The organism is Candidatus Poribacteria bacterium (genome assembly GCA_021295755.1).
Taxonomy (GTDB): domain Bacteria; phylum Poribacteria; class WGA-4E; order WGA-4E; family PCPOR2b; genus PCPOR2b.
In genome coordinates this window covers 37,091-43,310 of the sequence record JAGWBT010000039.1, presented here as the reverse complement: position 1 = coordinate 43,310, position 6,220 = coordinate 37,091, and the positions used below count along the sequence as shown (strand labels likewise).

General features: G+C 49.2%; 4 protein-coding genes and 1 pseudogene (1 of these 5 only partly in view). 2 read left to right on the top strand and 3 right to left on the bottom strand.

The genetic code is table 11. The annotated features are described in order from the left end of the window. Positions 1 to 182: 182 nt before the first annotated feature. Entirely contained in the window at positions 183 to 428 is a 246-nt protein-coding gene (locus tag J4G02_07780) for a hypothetical protein (protein ID MCE2394473.1), read from the bottom strand. Between the two features lie 42 nt (positions 429 to 470). Here J4G02_07780 and J4G02_07775 point away from each other — a divergent pair, with 42 nt between their 5' ends. Further along, on the top strand, positions 471 to 2,477 hold the full coding sequence (locus tag J4G02_07775; GenBank protein MCE2394472.1) for an SPOR domain-containing protein: 2,007 nt from the start codon (positions 471 to 473) through the stop codon (positions 2,475 to 2,477). A 32-nt stretch (positions 2,478 to 2,509) separates the two neighbouring features. Here the strand turns inward: J4G02_07775 and J4G02_07770 are convergent, their stop codons facing one another. Then, positions 2,510 to 4,246, bottom strand: a complete 1,737-nt coding sequence (locus J4G02_07770) for a tetratricopeptide repeat protein (GenBank protein ID MCE2394471.1) — start codon at positions 4,244 to 4,246, stop codon at positions 2,510 to 2,512. A 484-nt stretch (positions 4,247 to 4,730) separates the two neighbouring features. Between J4G02_07770 and J4G02_07765 the strand changes: the two genes are divergently transcribed. After that, entirely contained in the window at positions 4,731 to 5,708 is a 978-nt protein-coding gene (locus J4G02_07765) for a Gfo/Idh/MocA family oxidoreductase (protein MCE2394470.1), read from the top strand. Between the two features lie 75 nt (positions 5,709 to 5,783). Here J4G02_07765 and J4G02_07760 read toward each other — a convergent pair. Continuing rightward, positions 5,784 to 6,220: pseudogene (locus J4G02_07760) on the bottom strand (transposase) (it continues 674 nt past the right edge of the window).

Here is a 6,220-nt window from a genome sequence, read left to right as displayed (position 1 = left end):
ATTTATACTTCAAGTCGGGTGTTTCAACTTTCATCAAATACCTCCATTTCTATATTAGATTAGAGGTATTGTCACACATTTCTGTTAATATATCAAGTTTAATTTCAGGGAAAGATCTTAGCCAATCTGTATCCCCGCATTGAAAGACGGGGTTTTAGATCGGAAGATTTTGATAACGGTTCTCAAAGGGCTTGATGGATACGGTTTGAATCGGTACAGTTAATGAAGTTTGTTCCAAAAGTGAGGGACTTGTTGAGTATGAGATGCTTGGCTATCCCTCGCTTTTTTTTGTAGGATCCCGCCCCATTCTGTCCAATAGCACTGGCGTACCGCGGCAGCATGCTGCCCAGCAAATCAGAACTCAACCCCTCCAATACACTATTTTCTGTATCAATTCCTAGTGGATAGGCGTTAATTCTAGCAGACAATCAATCCCCTCCCATAAAAATCGTATAATGGAGTACCACGGCATGAAAATCCAGAAACATCTTATAGCCACAGTGTTGGTTATATTCACTCTCAGCGTCTTCAGCGTAACGCTCGTCGAGGCAGAGTCGGGCATCAAAAATCGACAAGTCTTCGTTGGAACAAGCGCACGTGCCCTAGGAATGGGCGGTGCATTCACTGCAGGACCTGCATCAAGCGACAGCCCATTCTGGAATCCCTCATCACTCGGGCTGTTAGAGTCAACCGAACTATCTCTCATTGGACTCCCGTTCCCTGCATCAGCGGGCGATCGAGAAGGGGCGTTCTCGTTGGGGCTAAATCCACAGCAGCTGGGAATCGCTTCATCGAATGTAGGGAATTTCTCCGTCTCCTCTTGGTTTGATGGCTGGGGGAATGACTCAGAAAAAAACCGAATGGTGCTTGTGGGATACGGGACTTCCCTAGGGAAAGGTATCGCTGCCGGTACAAACCTGCGCCACTACCGTCATAGAAGCGCCCTTTCGCCCCGCTTTGCTTGGAGCTTTGACCTCGGTATCCGCTTCGTTCGTGAACTAGACCGTCCCGGAGAAAAAATCACGCTCGGTTTGGCTCTCGAAGATCTAGCGGGTCACATCTGGGAGAACGCCGAAACCGTCGCAAGAATACCCACGGTGACACGCCTTGGCGCGGCTCACTCTTTCGATCAATACACAACCCTGTCTGGAGATTTTGTCCTGCACAACGACACACGTATCTATTTTGGAGAGCGCCTACGCACACACATCGGCATTGAACGCTGGCTGTTTAGGAAAGGCTTGGGACTACGGCTCGGATATACGGCAGTACCCAATCGACTCACCACGGGTGAGTGGTCAACAGGTTTAAGTATTCAGAGTTCCACCGGACAACTTGATTACGCTTATGTTCGAGGCAGTGAGTTGGACGCAGGCATGCACTGGATTTCCGCTACCCTACGCTGGGGAGAAAGGGATTCCGGGATCAAGGTATCACTTCCCCCGGTTGTTGAAGCGCCACCTGCCACACCAACTAAGCCGGCACCAATTGTCATGCCCAAGCCACCGCCTACTGTGATGCGTCTCCCAGAAAAAATAATCTCTCCCAACGGTGATGGCATGAAAGATCAAATCAACTTCGATCTGGAAGTCGCCGAGGGAGTAGCGTGGGAATTAGAGATCCAGAAACGCACTGACAAAGATAAATTGAATCGGATTCTACAGCGCTACTCCGGCACCGGTTTGCCATCGACAAAGATAGCCTGGGAAGGGGAAGATGACGCCGGTAGCCGGGTCAGCGACGGCACATACACCGCCCAGTGGTTCACCATTGACCTAGCTGGCGATCGTCAGTTGCAAAGTGAGGTAAAAATCACTGTTGACACCACACCTGCATCACTTGAGATATCCGCAGAACCACCTGTCTTTGCGGCCTCCGATAATGAGAAGGTCATCCAGATGCCGAAGGTACATCTTCAAGCGTCAGATCTAAATTCGCTCGACCGTTGGGAGCTACAATTTTTCGATGGCGATCAAAAATTGGTTCATCGCATCAACGAAGAAGGCGAACCATCCGATACCGTTGTTTGGAACAACTGGAAGCAATCGGATAGCGCTGAAAAAGCCACCTATCGATGTGTACTTACGGTCCATGATAGCGCGGGCAACCGCAGCACCGGCGAAGCATCATTTTCGACTACCAGGGTTGATAGAGAAGAGCCGGACGATAAGAAACACCAAGTTGTAGCAACAACAAGTGAAGAGAATCCGGAAGAAGTCAAGGCTTCCCACACACCGCCGAGATACACCCTAATGGTGGGCTCATTCGAAAATCGCAAGAATGCCGAATCGCTTGTTGATTCGTTGGAAGCGTTGGAACTGGATGCGAAAACCCATCTCACCAAGGTCATGATCCGCTCAAGACTGTGGTATCGTGTAACAATCGGTGGGTTTCACAACAGAGAGGATGCCGCAGAACTCATCAGTCAGGTAGTAGAAATGGGGATGGAACCGCTGGTGATTTCAAATGTGAATTAGAAACGCCAAAACCAAGTAACACACGATTTAATCTACATCGGTTTTGGACGCTTCATTTTCCGGCGTCTTTTTATTACTTTTACACAGGTAAACCCCGCTAGCAACACAATCGCCACCGGTGTAACCCACTTTTTGATTACGCCATAGACCCATTCCCGCCGGACATAACTCAAATTTGCGTGTGCTTCATCATAGTTCGCGTCTAAGGCGAGTGCAGTTTCAAAGTAGGTTTTTGCCTTGCCGTACTCCCGTTGTCTGAAGTGGATGACACCTAAATTATTATGAGCTTCCGCGTTATCCGGTACAACTGATATCAACCTCTGATATGTACCGATTGCCCCCTCCATATCTCCATTTGCCCCCTGTTCCCAACCAACTCGCATCAGTGTGTCTCTTAAATTCTGAAGTGCAGGTTGGCAACCCGGATCGTATGTCAATGCCTGTTGATAATAGGCAAGAGCCCGATCCCAATCTTTGTTGCGGGCGTGTTGCGATCCCCAATTGTTTAATGTAGTCCCCATCCCAATTTTCGCAGCGGTATATTCAGGATTTATCTGGAGGACCCGCTGATAAATGTCCACGGCTTTTTGGTATTCCGCTGCGGAGGCGTGCGCTGCAGCGAGATCAGACAGCAGGATTTCAGAAAACGGGTATCGCTTCAAGCCACGCTCAAAGCATTTGAACGCCTCCGATAGTTGATCTGTCTTCAGGTAATGAACACCCCAACGATGGTACGCCGCTAGGAGGTTCTGGTTTAACGTTGCGGAAGCCGGGGCAAAAGTAAGTGCGCGTTGCAGGGAGTTCACCGCTTGATCAAACTCACCCTGAAGTAACCAGAGTGTCCCTAAAGCACCAAACACCTCGGCGGAAGGTGCGGTTTTCAACGCCTCCGTGTAGTGCTTAATCGCCTGATCATATATCCCTTTCTCCTGGAAGATCTGGGCAATCTGCACCGATGAAACGCCGAGTTGTGGCTCAAGTTCTAAGGCGCGCTGGAACGCGTCAATCGCCGAGCGATAATCACCAAGATCCGCGTAGACCATACCGATGAGATAGTGGTTACTAGCAACCGTCGGATCCTTCTCGATCTCAGCCTTCAGCGCCTGAAGGGCACGTTTGTGGCAGGGTGTATCAACCGGCGTTTCGCTTACCCTCGTCCATGTTACAATATCGCGCGCCGTCGGCGCTTTCGCGGTTGATGCATAATACATTACATCGCTCGGATCGTCGCTGTGTCCCCATAGCCCGATGGCGTGTCCAATCTCATGAAGCAAGGCGGTTTGAACAACTTCAGATGAGTGCGGTTTCAGCGAAGTTCGGTCTCGCAGAGCAATCTCAATTTCCACATGAAATCCTTCCTCTCCTCGGATAAGCATCGCCTCGCCGATATATTCGCTGCTTTGTCGTCTGTCCTGCTGATATGCCCACTTGATCTGAATATCTGCTGCAGCAGCATCCGGGGTCAATTCAAACTGCAGCTTCCCTTCGGTTTTCTCCTCCCATAGCGACAGCGATCGGCGCAATGCTTTTTCGTAAACCCCTGGTTCAAATGGAATAGTATCTGTATAAACCGTAATGCGATCACGATCAAACCGCGTCAAACGACCATTGGAGGCAACCGTTATCCCGTCAAAATAGTTTTCTGTGTAAGCAGTGTCAACTGCTAAATAACATAGAAAGAGACATATCCAACTGAACAATTGGCACAAACTGCCAATAGATAAAGGTTGAAGATACAGTTTCCCACCTGCTTTTCTCTTTTCCCTCACCGGCTTTCTTCCTCGTTCACCGTGATAATAACCTAATGCCAAATATTATCTCTCAAGGTGTTTCTTGTCAATTTTTTTCTATGAATAGAAATTCACAACCGATTAATTTTTATGACGGAAACCGCGACGAAACGTCTAATCAGAAATAATGAAAAATCGATCTAACTGCCTGTTCCGTCCAAGATTTTTGTTACTGACGCAAAACTTCTACTGTCAGTCATCTTCTGTTTATTTACAGGACTTACGCACTTTGATTGTAGTTGCCCGATTCATCGGGCGTTGGGAACGGTGTCCTACGGCGATTCATCGCCGAACTACAGGGGTTTGACCATTTAACTGCGTAAGTCCTATATTTAGTATATTGCAGTGGCGGGTGGTAGACGGACGAATTACAAGGCGTACTTACTACAAAGGCATTGACGGACGCGCTCCGATTTGCTACAATTTGAAAAGAAGACTCATTCATAATTAAAAGAGGAATGCAATGCAAGAAGTCAGAATCGGTTTTATCGGTTGTGGCGGCAACGCCAATGGACACATGCGCCGACTGTCCGAGCTGGAAGGCGTCCGTATCGTTGGGACATGCGATATTCAGGAGGAGCGCGCACAAAACGCTGCCCAGACCTGTAACGCCCAACCTTACACCAATCACAACCTCATGCTCGAACGCGACGACCTTGATGGTATCTACCTGAGCCTCCCGGTGTTTGCACATGGAATGCCGGAATTGGATGTGATCGCACGTGGACTGCCGTTTCTTGTTGAGAAGCCGGTCGCGGTCAACATGGAGATCGCACGGCAGATTGAGGAAGCGATGAATGCCGCTAGCATCATCACCTGTGTCGGCTATCAACTGCGGTATCTGGGATCCACGCAGCTCGCACGTCAGGTGCTCAACGAGAAGGTAGTTAACATAGCTATCGGCAAATATTGGTCCGGCAGCGGACGCGGCGACCCCAACTCTTGGCAGCGCCAGATGAGCAAGTCCGGCGGGCAGATGCTGGAGCAGGCAACCCACACCATCGACATGATGCGTTACCTCGTCGGCGAGGTGGAGGAGGTCTACGCGGTCAGCGCAAATCGCGTTCTGAAAGCCATTGATTGTCCCGACAATAACTGCGTGACGATGAAATTCGCCAACGGTGCTGTCGGATCGTTGACCACCTCCTGGTCCTATGATTCAGGGGATTGGTCCCATGCAAACGTGGTCGACATCCTTTATGAGAATCAGCTAATCCATTGGACGGTCAGCGGTTTAGACGTGAGAGAAGATGGAGACGTGCTTACGAAGACAGCACCGGGACCGAGCATCGACGAGGTATTTGTCGACGCCATCCGAGAAGGGGACGCATCAAAGATTCTAAGTCCCTATAGCGATGCCGTTAAGAGTCTGGCAATTTCACTGGCAGCGATTCGGTCAAGTGAGACCGGTCAGCCGGTGTCAATATCCAATATAGGATGAAGCGGGTCACCGCTAGGTTGTTGACATACTCCAAAACCTAAAGGATTTGGATTCTTTAGGAATCGAATTGCGCTATCAACAAGGATTGGACACCGAAGTGCCACTTATGTCCTCTCCGTCGAGGGTTGATGCCCCAACCCTGTAGATGTTAATTGCAGCGTTTCTATCACGGTCATGTGTCGTGCCACAATCACTACATTGCCAGTTTCTATCACGCAGATTCAACGAGTCATTTACAACCGAGCAGACCGAACAGGTCTTAGACGATGGATACCATTTATCAATGAACTTGAGTTTGACACCCTTTTTCGTTGCAATATATTTCAGTTTTACAACGAAGTCTGCAAAGGCTAAATCACTGACTTTGCGACCCCAAAGGCGTTTCATACCTTTAAGGTTCAAATCCTCAAGGCGTATCTCGTCGTATAGGTCTGTGAGTAGGTGTGCAAGTTTCCAGTGGAAGTCCGCTCGTTGTCTCTCAATCTTGCGATGCTTCCGTGCCAAGTCAAGCC

Coding starts and splice junctions, on each gene's coding strand:
- J4G02_07775 (MCE2394472.1), top strand. CDS start 471: ATGAAAATCCAGAAACATCTTATAGCCACAGTGTTGGTTATATTCACT.
- J4G02_07765 (MCE2394470.1), top strand. CDS start 4,731: ATGCAAGAAGTCAGAATCGGTTTTATCGGTTGTGGCGGCAACGCCAAT.